General features: G+C 58.4%; 16 protein-coding genes and 3 pseudogenes. 8 read left to right on the forward strand and 11 right to left on the reverse strand.

Annotated elements, in window-relative coordinates; all coding sequences use genetic code 11:
- Positions 1–339: 339 nt before the first annotated feature.
- Positions 340–1,554, reverse strand: a complete 1,215-nt coding sequence (locus F474_RS02355; protein ID WP_097084134.1) for an MFS transporter — start codon at positions 1,552–1,554, stop codon at positions 340–342.
- A gap of 115 nt (positions 1,555–1,669) precedes the next feature.
- On the opposite strand from F474_RS02355, the gene F474_RS02360 reads away from it, so the two are divergent.
- A complete protein-coding gene (locus F474_RS02360) occupies positions 1,670–2,287 on the forward strand; it encodes a TetR/AcrR family transcriptional regulator (RefSeq protein WP_097084133.1) in 618 nt (205 codons plus the stop codon).
- A gap of 285 nt (positions 2,288–2,572) precedes the next feature.
- Here the strand turns inward: F474_RS02360 and F474_RS23135 are convergent, their stop codons facing one another.
- The 4 genes and pseudogenes from F474_RS23135 to F474_RS02375 form a co-directional block, all read right to left on the reverse strand.
- Entirely contained in the window at positions 2,573–3,436 is an 864-nt protein-coding gene (locus tag F474_RS23135; RefSeq protein ID WP_371919422.1) for a methyl-accepting chemotaxis protein, read from the reverse strand.
- Positions 3,428–4,198: pseudogene (locus F474_RS23140) on the reverse strand (MCP four helix bundle domain-containing protein); the annotation flags it as partial. The gene F474_RS23135 and the pseudogene F474_RS23140, both read right to left, overlap by 9 nt.
- Positions 4,199–4,382: 184 nt before the next feature.
- Entirely contained in the window at positions 4,383–5,084 is a 702-nt protein-coding gene (locus tag F474_RS02370) for a DUF3053 domain-containing protein (RefSeq protein WP_097084131.1), read from the reverse strand.
- A 67-nt stretch (positions 5,085–5,151) separates the two neighbouring features.
- Entirely contained in the window at positions 5,152–5,589 is a 438-nt protein-coding gene (locus F474_RS02375; protein ID WP_097084130.1) for a response regulator, read from the reverse strand.
- A gap of 168 nt (positions 5,590–5,757) precedes the next feature.
- Between F474_RS02375 and F474_RS02380 the strand changes: the two genes are divergently transcribed.
- Positions 5,758–6,084, forward strand: a complete 327-nt coding sequence (locus tag F474_RS02380; protein WP_097084129.1) for a DUF6555 family protein — start codon at positions 5,758–5,760, stop codon at positions 6,082–6,084.
- Positions 6,085–6,172: 88 nt separating this feature from the next.
- Here F474_RS02380 and F474_RS02385 read toward each other — a convergent pair whose 3' ends face one another.
- The gene (locus F474_RS02385; protein ID WP_097084128.1) at positions 6,173–6,745 is read right to left on the reverse strand and encodes a hypothetical protein; all 573 of its coding nucleotides are present in this window, start codon (positions 6,743–6,745) and stop codon (positions 6,173–6,175) included.
- A 114-nt stretch (positions 6,746–6,859) separates the two neighbouring features.
- Here F474_RS02385 and F474_RS02390 point away from each other — a divergent pair, with 114 nt between their 5' ends.
- Positions 6,860–7,657 carry a helix-turn-helix transcriptional regulator gene (locus F474_RS02390; RefSeq protein WP_371916113.1) on the forward strand — a complete coding sequence of 266 codons (798 nt, stop codon included), beginning with the start codon at positions 6,860–6,862 and terminating at the stop codon, positions 7,655–7,657.
- A 9-nt stretch (positions 7,658–7,666) separates the two neighbouring features.
- Here the strand turns inward: F474_RS02390 and F474_RS02395 are convergent, their stop codons facing one another.
- Positions 7,667–7,969, reverse strand: coding sequence for a DUF1654 domain-containing protein (locus tag F474_RS02395; RefSeq protein WP_097084126.1), 303 nt, complete (start codon positions 7,967–7,969; stop codon positions 7,667–7,669).
- Positions 7,970–8,170: 201 nt separating this feature from the next.
- Between F474_RS02395 and F474_RS02400 the strand changes: the two genes are divergently transcribed.
- Positions 8,171–9,790 (forward strand): methyl-accepting chemotaxis protein, encoded by a 1,620-nt coding sequence (locus F474_RS02400; protein WP_097084125.1) that lies wholly within the window; start codon positions 8,171–8,173, stop codon positions 9,788–9,790.
- A gap of 69 nt (positions 9,791–9,859) precedes the next feature.
- On the opposite strand, the gene F474_RS23145 is transcribed toward F474_RS02400, so the two are convergent.
- The 3 genes and pseudogenes from F474_RS23145 to F474_RS02410 form a co-directional block, all read right to left on the reverse strand.
- Entirely contained in the window at positions 9,860–10,294 is a 435-nt protein-coding gene (locus F474_RS23145; RefSeq protein ID WP_371919423.1) for a methyl-accepting chemotaxis protein, read from the reverse strand.
- 108 nt (positions 10,295–10,402) lie between these two features.
- Positions 10,403–11,182, reverse strand: a pseudogene (locus F474_RS23150) (PAS domain-containing protein); the annotation flags it as partial.
- 460 nt (positions 11,183–11,642) lie between these two features.
- Entirely contained in the window at positions 11,643–12,485 is an 843-nt protein-coding gene (locus tag F474_RS02410; protein ID WP_097084123.1) for a LysR family transcriptional regulator, read from the reverse strand.
- 102 nt (positions 12,486–12,587) lie between these two features.
- Here F474_RS02410 and F474_RS02415 point away from each other — a divergent pair, with 102 nt between their 5' ends.
- A complete protein-coding gene (locus F474_RS02415; protein ID WP_097084122.1) occupies positions 12,588–12,977 on the forward strand; it encodes a tautomerase family protein in 390 nt (129 codons plus the stop codon).
- 313 nt (positions 12,978–13,290) lie between these two features.
- Here the strand turns inward: F474_RS02415 and F474_RS02420 are convergent, their stop codons facing one another.
- Positions 13,291–13,917, reverse strand: coding sequence for a LysE family translocator (locus tag F474_RS02420; protein WP_097084121.1), 627 nt, complete (start codon positions 13,915–13,917; stop codon positions 13,291–13,293).
- A 353-nt stretch (positions 13,918–14,270) separates the two neighbouring features.
- Between F474_RS02420 and F474_RS22875 the strand changes: the two are divergent.
- The 3 genes and pseudogenes from F474_RS22875 to F474_RS02435 form a co-directional block, all read left to right on the forward strand.
- Positions 14,271–14,378, forward strand: a pseudogene (locus F474_RS22875) (integrase); the annotation flags it as partial.
- Positions 14,379–14,745: 367 nt separating this feature from the next.
- On the forward strand, positions 14,746–15,264 hold the full coding sequence (locus tag F474_RS02430) for a hypothetical protein (RefSeq protein WP_133246611.1): 519 nt from the start codon (positions 14,746–14,748) through the stop codon (positions 15,262–15,264).
- A complete protein-coding gene (locus F474_RS02435; RefSeq protein WP_097084119.1) occupies positions 15,261–15,506 on the forward strand; it encodes a hypothetical protein in 246 nt (81 codons plus the stop codon). The genes F474_RS02430 and F474_RS02435 overlap by 4 nt, the downstream gene beginning before the upstream one ends.
- The last annotated feature ends 85 nt before the right edge of the window (positions 15,507–15,591 follow it).

Here is a 15,591-nt window from a genome sequence, read left to right on the forward strand (position 1 = left end):
AGGGTTGACGAAACGGTACCTTCCCATACCCTCCCACGCGGAACCCAATGGCCGCAACCAGGTAAAACGTGCGACTCAACGTTGGTGGCAAAGCGCCGGATGTTTTCTGGCTGCGTAGCCCCGAAACCGCCGTTACCCCCACCGCCAACCGCGAGCACCGGAAGTGTCAGCTTAGTTGATGCCAACTTCTCGTTTTGAGCAATCGATTGTGGCAGCGCGCGATAGTATTCAAACGCATGGTGGAAGACCTGGGGCTTAGCGTATGACCGCACGTAACGGTCTAAGCGTTCATCAGTGAACACCACTTCGTTGCTGGCATGGTGGCGAATGACTGGGCGATCAGCGATGCCCTTGAGCGCGACCACCCGGGGGGAAGGCATAGCGACGTGCTGCCAGGGCTATCACAAAGGCGAGCGATGCCAAGATGGCTACGGTGGGCGGTAGCATGGAAGTACCACCCTGGGTCAGTAGTGCTCCACCTATTGCGCCGCCGCCTGCAATGGCCAGATTCCAAGCGGTGGTCACCATTGCCTGGGCGAGGTCCACGCCATCGCCGGCGGCATCGGCTGACGCGGTTTGCATCATGGCGCCGGCTCCGCCAAAGCCAAGCCCCCAGACCACGGCGCCAAGATAGACCGCCACGCTTTGGTCTGCGGCAATACTCAGAACTATGGCCGTCAAAGCGAACGACCCGATTGCAATGAGCACCATCAACCGCAACAGTCGATCGACAAAGCGGCCAACCAACCAGATGCCAACCAGGGAACTGATCCCGAATGCCAGCAGGACGAGATCGACCCGCGATTGTGAGGTGGTCGAGAACGGCGCAATGTAGGTGTAAAGAATGTTGTGGGCAGTCATCCAGGCCAGGATCACGAGAAGGATCGGTACGATGCCTTTGGTTCGGAGTACACGAAGAAGGGAGAGTCGGCTTTCACCATTGCGGCCGGGAGCATCAGGCACTTTCACCACGATCCATCCGATCAACATCAGTGCAAGTGCCGACAGGATCAGAAATGATCCGCGCCACCCCACCAAGCTTCCTAAAAACGTCCCCATTGGAACGCCCAACGACAGCGCCAGGGGGACCCCCACCATCGCGACCGCCATTGCAGCCCCTGTCTGTTCGGGACGTACGATGCTCCGTGCGTAGCCTGCGAGTATTCCCCACGCCAACCCTGCTGCACAGCCTGCGATGAAGCGTGCGACCAGCACCACGCTTAGGGATTCAGCCATTGCCGTCAGTGTGTTTCCGATTACGAAACAAATGACGGTGCCAAGTAGCACGGGCCGTCGGCGCAAGCCTTGGGTCCAGCTTGTAAGCGGAATTGCCGCCAACAGTGACCCTAATGCATAGAGCGCCACCAGTTGGCCGGCCATAGCCTCCGAGATCTGCAGGCCAGCAGCGATGCTTGGCAACAAGCCAGCGGGCAATGTTTCAGTAACGATGCATAAAAAGCCGGCGGCTGCGAGGCCAGCCAGTGCTGCAATGGGCAGTCGGTTGCTGGGAGCAGAAGCCTCAGCTGCCAGGCTTGATGAGGGTGAGGGCTGCATGATCTTCCTTTCGATTGGCCTGAAGGCTGCCGTAAGAGGCCCTGCCTGGCGGCGTGGATATTTACGTTAATATCCACTATGTTATTCGCATGCCCCAAAGTAAACGGTTTCTGTAATGACCATTAACGTAAATAAGCGAGCCCGCGGGCGACCGCGTCAATTCATCCTTGAGGACGCCATTCAACTCGGGCAGCATCTGTTCCACGAGCATGGCTATGAGAACGTCAGCGTGGCCTCGCTGACAGAAGCGATTGGGATCACCGCCCCAAGCTTCTATACCGCCTTCGGCAGCAAGAATGCGTTTTTCAACGATGCCCTGAAGCGTTACTCCGCGACTGTCGTGCCCCTGGACACCTTCTTGATCCCGGGCCGATCACCGCTGGCAGCACTGCGGGACATGCTCAGGGCTGCGGCCCATGCCTACACCGCTCACCCGCACCGCCGCGGGTGTTTTATCCTGGAGCACGCGAAGGCTAGCAGCACCGAGGCTGGGCAAGCTGCCAAGCAAATCGCAGAGGAGAACCGTGCCAAGGTGATGGCGTTCCTCGAGGCATCAGGCGTCCGCACAGCCAGCCATGTCGTCGACTATGTTTCCATGACCATGCTCGGCCTGTCGGCTGCGGCGAAAGAGGGATGGGAGCTGGATAGGCTCATTGCCGTTGTAGAGACAGCCGCGGTAGGCCTAGGCAGTATCCTCGGCAAGGCCGGGGATATGCCCGAAGCATCTTCCTGAGACTCTTGAGCTCGATGTTGCAACGCCCAACCCAGCGAGGTGCAGCGATGTCACTCGCATCTGCATCCACGAGAAATGGCGTTGCCCAGCTGCCGCGCTCACGCTCTGCAAGCGCCAGGTGTTGAGCTGGGCGTTATCGCGCCGGCCAGTGCTGCCCTGCGGGTTAGAAGATGCATGGAACAAAGCGGGAGTGTCAAATGCGGGCTGTGCAGACCGAAGCCAGCAGGGGCCGAACATGGATTCACGTTCGGCTTCGGGCACCGGATGCCTATGAACCTGGCTGGCTCAGACCGTGAACTCACCCACCACCCGGCTCAAGCCTACCGCGAGGCGAGACACTTCAGCGCTCGCCGTTGCTGTCTGGCTGGCACCGGCCGCACTCTGGGTAGACAAATCGCGAATGCTGGTCAGGTTCCGATCGATCTCCCGGGCGACCTGCGCCTGTTCTTCGGACGCGGTGGCGATCAGCAGGTTGCGTTCGTTGATCACCGTAATAGCCTGAGCGATTTGCTCCAGCGAACTGTTGGCCTTCTGTGCCACGGCATTGGAATCATCGGCCATCTGCCGGCTGTCCTGCATGGCTCGGGCAGCGTGCACCGAATCATTCTGAATCGCACCGATCATCTGTTCGATTTCCTGAGTCGACTGCTGGGTGCGGTGCGCCAGTGCACGCACCTCGTCGGCTACCACCGCAAAACCCCGGCCCTGCTCCCCTGCCCTTGCCGCTTCGATCGCAGCATTAAGAGCCAACAGGTTGGTTTGCTCAGCGATCGCGCGGATCACCTCGACCACCTTGGTAATGTCCTGGGTGCGGGTGGACAAGGTCTGGACCTGGGTGGCGGTGCTGCCCACATTGGCCGAGAGCTTCTCGATCGCGACCAGCGTTTGCGCAACATTGTCGATGCCCATCCGCGCGAGGCCTTCGGTTTCCCGCGAGGCCTCGGCGGCGCCCGCAGCATTGCGCGCCACTTCGTCTACGGCAGCGCTCATTTCGGTCACCGCCGTAGCGGCCTGGTTGACCTCGTCGTTCTGCCGCACCATGCCACGGCTGGCTTCGTCGGTGACGGCCGACATCTCCTCCGAAGCAGAGGCCAGTTGCGCCGAGCTGTCGGAAAGGTGGCTTACCGTCTGCCGCAAATTACCCTGCATCTGCCCCAGCGCCACCAGCATGCGTGAAGCTTCGTCCTTGCCCTCTACCACGATGGTTTCAGTGAGGTCCTTCTTGGCGATGCGCTGAGCGATACTCAGCGCTGCACTGATAGGCGCCGTGATGCTGCGGATCAAAAGTGCCGCCAGGACGGCGGTTACGAGCAGTGTCGCAGCGATCAGCCCTCCAATCATCCACAGGCTGCTCATGTAGGTCGCTTGTGCGCTGATTCCCGCCTGGTTGGCACCCTCATCGTTGAAGTCGCGCAACGCGAGGATTTGAGCCTGCAGCTGATTAGTGAGCGGTCGTACGGTGCCATTGATGAACACAGCGGCTTGCTCGAGGGCGCCCGTGCGCAACATATTCTCAAGCTGATCAAGCTGCTTGGTGTAAGCCTCAGCGGTGGTAACGATCGCCTGATAATAACTGCGTTCCTGCTCATCGTTGATCAGTGCACCGTAATGCGCGACCGCATCGAGAAATTCCTTGCGGTAACCTGGCAGGTTCTGCAGCGTATCATCGCGCAATGCCTTGTCACTTGCCGTGCTCGCCCGCAGGCTTTCCAGCCGCAGCCTTAACGCTGTTGAGTTCATCGAACCAGACCACCGAACCCCCGCCATCCAGTTCGTTTCCACGTCCTGTTCAGCGGCGCGTAAATTCGACAGTTGCCCCACCGCCATCGCCCCTAACAGGGCGACGATCACCAGGATCACTGCAAAGAAAAGCGTGGCGCGTGGGCCGACATTCATATTGCGCAGTGCCATGGGTGTTCTCCGGTAGGGCTGCGAGTTTGCCTAATACCGCATATCGGCGCGGTTTTGGGAAACTTCAGCGCCTGATCGGTGGTTTTTGCAACCTCCGGCGACTGCGCGAACCCACACGGGGAAGTGCGGTGGCCGAGCGGTGAGACCTCGCCAAGTGGGCGAGGTCGCGTCACCGTCGAACGACTCAGCGGCCCAACATCACCGCCTGCACCTTCGCCTGAGCCTGTTGCGCCCCCTGAGCCTGGGCGGCCAGCTCTTGCAACAGCGTGTTGAGCTCCTTGAGAACTGCTGGGTCCTGGACTTTCGGCTGAGGGCCCTGCGTATCGATCTGTGCTTTGTGGGCTTGGACGTAGTCAGCCACTTTCAGGCTACTGGTAAGCGTCCCGTTGATCTGCGGCAGCACCTCCAGAAAGGTGTCGGCCGGCAAGGTGACGGTGCGCTCATAAGCTTTGTCATAGATCACCTTGAGATCATCGGGTTGCTTGACCTTAGCGTGCGCGCTGTCAGCAGTGGCCCGTTGGGTCTTGATCTGAGACGCCATGTCGTTAACCCCGGCCTGCACAGCCTTTAGGTCGTCGCGGCGGGCGACGACATCGCCGAGCGAACGTACGGCTCCTTTTTGCAGCAGGGTACCGAGCGGTTTTACGCTCTGGTCCATCGCGGTATTGAAATCGGTGATGATCGCGTAATCCGTCACGTAGGGGCCGAAGGCCTGGGACTCATCAGGGCTGGGTTTGGGTACGTGCACGCCTGGCTTGTCGATAATGCGGGTTTGCAGGAAGTGGATGAAGGCTGTGCGCTGTTCGGGCTCTTTATCGCCGCACGCGCTGAGCACCACCGGCAACGCCAAGGCAAGCAACCACTGGGTTTTAAAGCGGACATTCATGTCGTTGAAGCTCCAGAAGTAAATAGGCAATCTCGTCGCGCATCAAACGCTCCGGGACGCAAGTGTACTACTCAAACCTGCCGGCCCCTTCAGGGAACACCGAGCGATCACCGCTACTGCGCCGGACCGCTGTATTGACGAGGCGTTGCAGCTGCGGTATCGACCAGGGTTTGACCAGGTAGGTCGCGGTGTCTGGGTAGCGTTTGGCGGGGTTGCGTGGATAGCCGCTAAGCACGATGATTTTGAGCTCAGGCCGCGCCTGCGCCACCGCCCAGGCCAAGTCGTGGCCATTGCGCCTGCCCGGGGTCATGACATCGGTGACCACCAGATCCCAAGCACCGGGATCTTTTTCGAATTCGGCCAAGCCTTCGTCGGCGCTTTTGGTAATGACCGTTTCCACGCCCAGGTCCTCAAGAACCAGCGCCACCAGCTCGCGAACGATGTCTTCGTCTTCAACAACCAGCGCGCGTGGCAAGGTGCTTGGCGCATTAGTGGGTTGATCCATGGGGTAAACAACCTAGCTTCGGGGTCCGCTTTAGTAGTCCACCTACGGCAAGGAAGGTTCCTTCGGTCCTCCGACGGGCGGCCTGATATGGCCCTACCGCGACAGCCGGCGTTCAAGTACGGAGCAGGTAAGCCCGATAAACTGTGATCAGGTAGCAGAGGATCGCAAGTGCCCCTTCCCGCCAGGCTTACTCAGTATTTCGAGGTTCACTACGTTCTGCACGGAGTCAAGAAGGTCATTGTGGTGGAGAAGACCACTATGTCCGAGCTTGACGCCTGGATCTGCGCGATGCTCTTTGCCATAGGTGAACAGCCGCAAGACCTGGTTCGGGATAGCCGGGTCGAGCAAGTACGCGAAATAGCCAGCGCCCACGGCCTTCAGAAAGTGCGCTGGAACCGTGTTCAGAAGATGGGCAAGGCGCGGCCTAGCCTCTTTTTTTATGGTGACGTAATGGCCCAGGGCATATTCATGAAGGCCAAAGACAGCCAGACGTGATCCCGGCAAGGCCAAGCTACCGGGCCAAACGCCCGCTGCCTTCGCCTTTACGCTGCCATTTCGCAGCGGTTCCATAGCCGAGGCCCGCCTATGCGATATGAGCAAACAGCACCCCTTCTGCCTGAAGGATTGGCCTGGCGGCGTCCAGCGCATCGTCTACCAGGCGGTCGAGCGCCGCGTGGATCTTCCTGCGCCACTCTCGGCGAGTGGACTCTGGCCGAGGGGCCTGATCCCAGGTGCTAATGTCGTAAAAATCGGTAGGTAGCACGATCATGTCGGTGGAGCGCCGCCCCTGAGCCCCTTTGAGCTGGGGTATGGCCCAGGCGGTCACAGCTTTGTAACGAAACAGGCTGGGCGCTGGTGACGGGACCAAAGCAACCAGCTTGCCGATGGCGTGTACTTTCTTAGCCCTGTGCGTACTGTAGCGTGCCACCAATGCCTGCCAATGCACTGAGCTCAACTGGCTATACAAACGGGCATGCAACCAGCAGTTGGTCTCAACCCTCGCCACACCTGGGCGGGTGCCACCCAATAGGCACAGGTCGCCTCCCTGGTCGTGATCGGGGGTGTATAGCCTTTGCCAGGCCTGTTTGCTGGTGTTGTCGACCGTCTCGGCGGTCAGTGCGCCCACAACGGTGGCCAGTACGCTGGAATACATCATTGCCCTGCCCTTTAACGGTTGGTCGAATTTCAGATTAGCAAATGCTAAATATCGGCACAATAGCAATTTGTAATTTACTGATTGCTAATCCAGGGCGATGATTGCTGGATGGACATGACCAAACTGCGAGTCGAAGCGCTCAAAGCCTTGATGGCGGGTGCTTCGCAAAAAGATTTTGCCAATCGGCATGGGCTGGATGCGTCGTACCTGTCACAGCTGCTGACAGGCCATCGCAACCTGGGCGAAAAAGCTGCTGCCACATTGGAGCAGAAGATCGGCTTGGCGCCCGGCACGTTGGTCAACCCCTCCCCTGCGTTGGAGGCAGCTGAGGGTTCGTCGGCCGCTGAGCAACTCATGCACGCCTTGACGAAGGTCAAAGGCTTTTCGTCAGCGGCGCGTGAGCGCATCGCTGCCGCTGCCCGTGAAACCGCAGAGGGCGATGGCGCCGCGGTGCTGCCTGCGAACCTCTCGAGCCTGCGCCCGCGCAATGAAGAGATCCTGATCCCGCAGTACGACATTCGCGGTGCCATGGGGCATGGCCAGGTACCTGCTGATTACAACGAAGCGGTACGCAACATCGTGGTGCGCGAACAGACGCTGCGGGAAAAGGGTGTGAGTTATACCGCGGCCACCGCCCTGGCGATGATCACCGGATGGGGGCAGAGCATGGAGGGCACCATCAATGACCAAGACCTGGTGGTGGTCGATCGTGGCGTCAACGACTTCGTCGGCGAAGGGATCTACGTGGTCACCTGGCATCAGGAGCTGTACATAAAGCGCATCATGCGCCTGGACGAGGATCATTACCGGCTCATTTCCGACAACCCCCACTACGAGAATCAGACCGCTCGCATCGATGACGTCGCCTTTCATGCCAAGGTACTGTTGGTATGGAATGCCAGAAAGGTCTGACGGCGCTCGCTAGAACGGCGGCTCATCGATCAACTGCATTTCATCCATGTGCTCGGGCCGCCAGTCATGGTCCGATATCGCCTCCCAACTGATCGTGAATGAGTCCTCATCATGGACCGTCACAGCCACACCTTCGGATTGCGCAATCAGCTCTCGAATGGCGACCCAAGCCTGGCCCTCGTCCGTGTCGAGGCGGTGCACCGTCAGCCGCCGGTCGAGCTGCGCCTGGGGCGCCGTCAACATCGTGGAGATTCTGAGCCCCAGGCGATCCACTGCACCCAGCACCTGATGCTTGTCCTTTTGTACCACCATTTCACACTCCAATTACTGTATGTGCATCCAGTATCAGTGAAGCATAGCGTTACTCTGAAACAAAAGTAACCCCTGATTGCAGGTGGTAACAGGGTTTCCAAGACCACTTGACGCCAGCGGTAGCTTGGGGGCTGAAGATTCTCCGAACAAGGCCGATATCCGCTACAGACTGCTCACCTCAATTCCCTGCGGACACACAGCATGCGCCTGAGAAATATCAATCTAGCTCCACGAGCCGCTCTCTTTTTTGCCCTCATCATCGCGCTGGTATTCATTCTAGGTACATCCGCCGTGCTCCAGATGGGCAAGCTCAGGGATTCAGAAAAGGACGTCGAGCAAAACTGGATGGCGAGTATTCGGCAAACCGCGTCGATGAACGCCCTGGCACTTCGCTTGAGGCTGGAAACCCAACGAGGCTTAGCAGACCCTGCCTCTATCGAAAAAAACCTCGATAAATTCGCCGGCTATCGTAAAGCGTTCCTTGAAGCGGTAGCGGGTTACGAACCGCTCATCAGCAGTGAAGAAGAACGCGCGCTTTACATCACCGTGAGAAAGAGCGCTGAAGGATACTCCCAGCAAATCGATACCCTCCTGCCGCTGATGAAAACAGGAGACGTCGCGGCCGCGAAGACGCTGGTGAATGGCAGCATCCGCCCACTGACGGACGCCATGGAGCGACAAGTCAATGCCCTGACCGATTACAACAATCATGGCGCGATTCAAGCTGGGCAGAAGGCAACGGATGTCTACGACAATGGCATATGGATGGTGGTCGCGCTGATCAGCGCCGTTGTGGTCCTGACCGTCGTATTGGCCTTGTTGCTCACCCGAAGCATCACATTCCCCATCAAAGATGCGCTCTCTGTCGCTGAGCGCATTGCAGCCAGCGACCTTTCGAAAGAGGTGGTGGCAAGCGGTACAGATGAAGCGGGAAGGCTGCTCAGGGCGCTGGCACAAATGCAGGCCAACCTGCGCGCCACGATCATGGAGATTTCCGACTCTTCTACCCAGCTCGCCTCTGCCTCCGAAGAAATGACGGTGGTGACTGAAGAATCCAGCCGCGGCCTTGTCGCTCAGAACGACGAGGTCAATCAGGCGGCGACTGCCGTAACGCAGATGAGCGCTGCTGTGGATGAAGTAGCACGCAACGCTGAACTGGCTTCCAAAGAGTCGAGCCTGACCCAGGGCTATACAGACGAAGGGTTGGCCCGCGTGGCGCAGACCCTGCAATCTATTCAAAAACTCAATGGCAACGTCGAGAACACCAGCGAACAGATTCAAGGCCTATCGAACCGGGCCCAAAGCATTACCAAGGTCGTGGAAGTCATCAGGGCGATTGCAGAGCAGACCAACCTACTTGCGCTGAACGCCGCCATTGAGGCAGCCCGCGCCGGGGAACAAGGTCGAGGATTCGCGGTGGTAGCCGATGAGGTCAGGGCGCTGGCCCATCGCACACAGCTGTCGACTCAGGAGATCGAGCAAATGATTGCTGCTATCCAGGCTGATTCGGAGATGGCAGTGAAGGCCATGAGCCTTAGCAAAGACCTGGCCACTGAATCGCTGGGTGTGGCTCGAGAGGCCAGCAGCTCACTGGATCAGATCTCGACGGCGATCGTGCAGATCAACGAACGTAACCTGTTGATCGCCACGGCTTCCGAAGAACAATCTCAGGTAGCCAGGGAGGTCGATCAAAACCTGGTCAGTATCCGGGAGCTGGCGACCCAAAGCGCGGCCGGGGCTGCGCAGACCGCCAGCGCCTGCGGTGAAATGTCCAAACTGGCCGTGAACCTTAATCAACTGGTGAAAAGATTCAACGTTTGACGAGCCTGTTTACCGAGGAGAAAAATGGGGCCGTGCCCTAGGGCGATAACACAGCGCCCTGGAGCGGCCTCAGGCCTTGTGCAGTTCCGTAGCGAAATTCTCCACTGCCTTGAGCACTTTCTGCGCTCCATCCTGAATGTCCATGATGACGCTGCCGGCCTCTCGCGCCAGCTCAAGGCCTTCTTCTGCCTGGCTTCTACCGCTTTCGACCACCTGAACAGCCTTGGATGCCAACGTCTGGTTTTCCTGTACGACGCCGGCGATCTCTGCGGTCGCCTGCGTCGTCCTCGAGGCCAGTTGCCGAACCTCATCGGCGACCACCGCAAAGCCTCGGCCCTGCTCGCCTGCCCGAGCGGCTTCGATAGCGGCATTTAGCGCCAGTAGATTGGTTTGTTCAGCGATGCCGGTAATGGTTTTGATGATGGTGCTTATCACTTGGCTCTGCTGGTCCAATGCGGCGATCCCGGTGGTCGCTTCGTGCATTCTGTTGGCTATGCCGTCCATCACCCCGACTGTTCGCTGAACAACCCGAGCGCCCTGCTGGGCGGTCTGATCGGTTTGGATGGAGGTGCTGTAGGCAATGTTGGCGGCCTCGGAGATCGCCTGCTCGCGCTCGACTTGCTCGGTGATGACAGTCGCGAATTTCACCACCTTTGCCAACTTTCCGTAAGAGTCGATAACAGGATTATACGAGGCTTCCAACCAGACCGACCTACGACCGCTGTCTATGCGGTTGAACCGGCCCGCGACAAACTCCCCCTTTCGCAGCCTTTCCCAGAAAGCATGGTATGCCGGGGAGCCAGCCTCTTCTGCGGTACAGAACATTTTGTGGTGCTTACCGCGGATGTCCTCCAGCCGATAGCCCATGGCCGAAAGGAACCTATCGTTTGCCGTCAGCACTTTCCCATCCAGGGAAAACTCGATAACTGCACTCGAACGCAATAATGCCTGAATGAAGCTGTCTTGCTCGGAGGCCCGTTCGACGTGCTTGGTAACGTCTTGGAAGTATTGAATGAAGCCTTCCAACTTGCCCTCGTGATCACGCACAGGAATGGAAACGGTGTCCAGCCATGCTTCATACCCCGCTTTGGTTTTCAACCGCACCATACCCTCGAAGCGTTTGCCAGCCGCTAACGCTTCCCGAATTGGCTTATGGAAATCCTGCCCGACATGGTCCGGTACAAATTCACGCAGGTGATGCCCTATCAGCGCCTCTCGCTCATAACCCATACTCACAAGAAACCGCTCATTGACCTGAAGAACGTTTCCCGAAGGGTCGACGTTCACAACCATTCTGATGTCATCCAGGCCATCTAGCACTTGCTCGAGTGCACTGACTTTGGCCTTGAGCGTCATCAGTTCCTGCCGCATGGCGTTATGGAACATCGGCATTCTCCTATCGGGTGATGGGATCCAGAATAGATGACCAGGAAGAATGTGCAACGCCGACGCAACGGGCTCAAAATCAAGGTTCGAAGCCTTGGCTGAGCCCCCTCCGCTTGGGCCTTGGGCACCAGAATAAGACACCTAAAATGACCCTAACCTCCACTGATGGGGCGTCTCGCTGGTAAACTCTGCAGCTGCATTCAGCGCCGCCTAAAGCACGCCAACCGGCTGGGGGACCAGCGTCAGAGCGATGGCCAGCAGCATCGGGAGCGCCTGCCTGCCAAGTTTGCCCCCCATAAGGGTTCGGTGACACCACCTTGACGAGCCAAAATCGGACGGCAGCCACAAGGGCGTGACATTGGCCAAACCTTCGACCAGCCTTTCCAATTTCACCGTTGAACTGCGTCAGCAACTCCACTGGTAGGCATTCGATCTGCGGAAAACGAGGACTGTTTTGTCTCTAGCCCTATGCGAGATAACCCAGCAACAATCGCCGCACATTCTCCACTAACGCCGACTCCCCCTTACGGGGAGGCAGTAGCGAAAAGGTGGCTTGCGCCAATTCTGGCAGGCCAGCCTTATAGGGCGCCACGCCATGGGGTATTGCACTGGCGTTAAGGCACGCAATGCCAAGCCCAGCCCTTAATGCAGACTGCAACCCCGCTACCCCTGAAGTCGAATAAACGATCTCATATCCTACCTGGTTGCGTTCCAACACCTGGCGGCTGTATTCCGACAACCCACACCCGCTGATGGCAAGCAGGGGTAGTGGCTGGCCGAGCTCTGGCGTCCAGCCAGCCGCGGCGACCCATTGCAAGGGCTCCCGCCTCACCTCATAGGTATTGGAGGTGGCTACGCGCTCGTTGAAACGCATGGCCAAGCCTATGTCCAGATAGTCACCGGCCTGATCGATTTCCAGACTCTTTTTCATCGCCACGTGAAGTCGAAGCCGTGGATGCCATTCACGTAGTTTCTTCAGTAGCCCAGCAATGTCGTCGGGGCGGAAGTAATCGGTTATCGCAAGGCCGATCTCACCTTCGAATTGTTCGCCTCGAACATCGGACAGCGCCCGCTCGCCCAAGGTGAGGATCTGCCTTGCATGGTGCAAGAGTCGTTCACCCGCAGGAGTGGGGCGCACGCCCTGCTTGCCCCGTACAAGCAACTCGACGCCGACGGCATCCTCCAGTTTGCGCACCTGCTCGCTAATGGCGGAGGTTGATCGGCACAAGGCCGGGGCGGCTGCGGAGATACTGCCTGCCTCGCAGACCGCCAAATAGACATGCAGCTGGGCAAGGTCGAAGTGGTACATGCAGGTTCCGGCTAAACAGGAAGATGAGCGTTGATTTTCCCGCTTTTTAGGATGATGTACAAAGGCTAAATTGCAGGCACACCACCTCCGAGGAGTAATTCAATGCCTGGTATCACGCTGACCCTATCTGGCGCGCCAAATCCTGCCCTGGCGTCCCGACTCAGTAATGAGCTGACTCAACTCACTGCACGTGTTTTAGACAAACAACCCTCTCAAACCATGGTGATCGTTCAGTTCGTTGACCCTGGTTTGTGGTACATCGACAGCGAATCGCTTGAAAGCCTGGGGCTGAACAGCTTTCGACTGGAAGTTACAGTCACCGACGAGACGACCACATTGGCGCAAAAAAAGCGCTATCAGCGCGAGTCGTATGATCTGCTGTCTGAAAGCATTGGCAATATGCACCCTCACTCGAACGTCCACATCATAGACGTGCGCGCTGCGGCTTATGGCTATGGCGGTGTGCCGCAAGCAGAGCGGCTATGGGGGTAGAAGGTAAGCCAGTGCCCATGTCACGTAAGTAATCCACGCTGGCATCCATTGATGCGAGTAGGGCTTTGCGGCGCCCAGCACGACAACCCTGTGAGCCCAAGCCGGATGGGTGCCGGCACGCAAGCCCCGGTGGTGGGCCAAAAGGGGCGATGCACGTCATTACGCAAGGCTGCAGATAAATTTCGCCGCGGCCTTCTGGTCTCGAACAGGCCATTTGACAGTGATGATCCGATCATCCAGCGGCAACGTGACTGCTACAACTTCGCTACAAGGATGGACGGCGCGACGTTCGACCTCGCCTGCGTGGCCGGAATTACTTATGGCTGAGCGTCGCGATAGAGACGCCCGACCCAACGAAGGTCAGCCCGGCACCCACGTTCAAACCATTGACTAGCCGCGGCCGAGAACGCAAGAAATTCGACAGCGCGCCGGCGAACGTACCCATCAATGCGAACCCTACTGCGGTCAGCAGCGCGAACCATACCCCATACACCACCATTTGCATGGTCACCGACCCACGCTCCGGGTCAACGAACTGCGGAATGAAAGCCAGTACAAAAAAGCCAGGCTTAGGATTCAGCGCCGCCGATAGGAACCCCGTTATAAAGATGCTTCGCATTGACTGCCGGGTTGCTCTTTTGAAGCTGATCAGGCTGCGCGAACGCAACACCTTGATACCCAGCCATAACAAGTAGCCGGCGCCGATTAATTTTATGACCCAAAACGCTACCTCGGAGGTTTGCATCAGCAGCGTCAGCCCGAGAGAAGCAGCCGCAACGTGAAACAGAATACCTGCACCAGATGCTGTGCCTGACATGACAGCAGCCAGTTTGCCTTGGCTCAGGCCACGGCCAATAGCCAATAAGTTATCGGGGCCGGGTGCTAGCACCAGCAGCACGCATGCAGCGGAGTAGGCGAACCACACACTGACCGGGAACATATCAACTCCATGAAAATTGTAGGTCTGCGCAGAGATGGCGGTCTCAATCAATCACATTACTACCGTAATGCACAAGCGCGGCAGGCCGCCATGGCCATCCACCCCAGCATCGGCATAACCTGCATCGGCAAGCATGTGCGCCGCGCTTGCATCTTCCTACCCTTCAAAACCACGCCGACAATCAGCCAGCATGAGGGTCGCATGATCATGCGCCGCAGCGACTTCCAGGCGCCTAACCCCTTCCTCCTCTACAGCCTGTGGTGCCAGCAAACGAGGTCTTGCGACGTACAGGGAATCTCCCTGCACGCAATACGACCCCGGCGCCCACGGCTAGCCAGGCCATGGGACGCTTCGAAATTACCGATATCGCGAACTCAAGCTTGCTGCTGGGCCACTCGAAGGAGGAGATCACCAAGCGCGTTTATCGTCGGGTCGGGGCTGTCGCCACGCCTTCGAAGTGAAATAGTTTCGGAAGTCCGCCCGAAGCGCTGCTTTATCAGCGCCCAAAGAAAAACCCCGCAAGCGCTAGCCTGCGGGGTTCTATGGGGTGGAGGCCGAGGTCGGAATCGAACCGGCGTAGACGGATTTGCAATCCGATTACTGCCCCAGCAATTACTGGGTAAAAACTCTGAAAGCCCCGCGCTTCCTGGCCAAAAGCCTATAGTGCTGTATATCCATTCATGTCTGTTTGGGACATCTGGTGTCCCAGGAATGTCCCACGGCCTCACCTGGACCTCAACAGCGCTAGGCCGTCCATCTCCCATCGCTCGACTCTCGCTTGCTAAATAAAATACTGTTCGTACATACAGTACTTTTCGAGCTGATCCCATGCCTTCCACTTACATGCGCCGCTGCCCCTACTCGCCCGCAGGACGATACCAACTGTTCCGCCCCGGCCAAGCCGAACCCGCCGGCCACATTGGCAGCAACATGCTCACGATGAATCCCCGCATGGTACTTGGCTCGTACGATGGGGTGGTGAGAGTCGATGACGAAGGAGCCTGGATACTGCTTTCGATCGCCAAGGCTGTACCCGAGCGCATTGAGTGTCTGCGCTGGATCAGGGCCGATGAAGTGCTTGAACTGCGGCCGAACCCTGTAGGAGATCAAAGCCCCTACCTGCGCCCGCGACTGTCCGACGCCGATAGCTACGCGGCCGCGCTGGCGCTGCTGGACTACTGGGCCGAGGTCGGCGAGCAAGGCGAAAAGGTAGATGACCTGGCGCTACTGGTGGGCCTGGCGCCGTTCTACCAGTGCCCTGCCTGTGAGGCAAACCCGCTGCGCATTGATGATTGCACCCTCTGCGCCGGGGCCGGATTTGTGTGGGAAGGTGTTGCACCGCCATGAGTGGAGAACGGTCGGAGCGACAGGCAGCATGGCATGCGCTGCTTGAGAACCCGCGAAATTGCCCGGACCTCGAGGCCTGGCGCCTGCGGCTGCACGGCATGACCGCAGGTATGCAGGCAGCGGGCGAAATAGATGCCTTGGAAGCCTTCGATCTGCGCGAGCTCGCCGACGCGGCATACGGGTTCTTTCTGGAGCAGCGGATCGATGAGGAACTCCGCTACCCGGGACGGGCACGGATATGAAAAGTGATTTTCACCCCAATCGTGCATCGCTGCCCTACCCTTCATGTTTGGGCGCAGCGGGCAGGAATGATGATAGTTGGATTGA

It is taken from the genome of Pseudomonas sp. URIL14HWK12:I12, from assembly GCF_003097135.1.
Taxonomy (GTDB): Bacteria; Pseudomonadota; Gammaproteobacteria; order Pseudomonadales; family Pseudomonadaceae; genus Aquipseudomonas.